Genomic DNA, 674 nt, shown 5'->3' with positions numbered 1-674 from the left:
TCCATCGGGTGACCGGCGGCCACCAGCACCCGGGTCAGCACCGGGGCGGCACCCACCGCGTCGGTGCCGCCGAAGAAGGCCAGCACCCGGGGGCGGCTGACCGCCGTGGCGGGCGGGGCGACCGGCGGTCGGGCGTTGATCACGCTGTCGCGCAGCAGGGCGTACCCGCTGCCGGCGAGCAGCCGGCCCGGCAGCCCCGGCAGCTCTGCGCCGAAGTTCTGGTCGAGGTAGAGATCGGCGACCTGGCCCCGGCTGTCGCCGTCGATGATGGCGACCGTGTACACACCGGCGGCGCGCAGCGCGCCCGCGCCGGCCGGGTCCAGGTCGTAGGAGTCGAGGACCAGCACGTCCAGTTCGTGTCGGCGGGCCGCCTCGACCAGATCGGCCGCCGAGTCCGGGCCGGGGAGCAGCGGGATGCCCCGCGCGGCCAGCTCCGCGGTGGCCCAGTCGAGCCGTTCGACGGTGCCGAACACCGTGACGTCGGCGCCCCGGGCGAGGAACTCCTCGGCGAGCGCCAGGCAGCGGACGAGATGGCCGACACCGCGCCGGGGGCCGGCGTCGCAGCGCAACCCGACCCGCACGGTGCTCAGGACTCCTCCAGTTGCTTCTGTCGGACGTCGGCGTTGAGCGCGCGCAGCCGGGGCTGACCGTCGAGCCAGTCGGTGAGCTTGGCC

At 75.5% G+C, this 674-nt stretch carries 1 pseudogene; it reads right to left on the bottom strand.

Annotated features, from left to right (window positions below):
• A pseudogene (locus KBX53_RS34970) lies at positions 1-590 on the bottom strand (spore coat protein); the annotation flags it as partial.
• Positions 591-674: the final 84 nt, after the last annotated feature.

Origin of the sequence: Micromonospora sp. M51 (assembly GCF_018070305.1) — a bacterium.
Taxonomy (GTDB): domain Bacteria; phylum Actinomycetota; class Actinomycetes; order Mycobacteriales; family Micromonosporaceae; genus Micromonospora; species Micromonospora parva.
The sequence above is the reverse complement of the archived record's forward strand: the minus strand, read 5'-3'. Positions and strand labels throughout refer to the sequence as shown.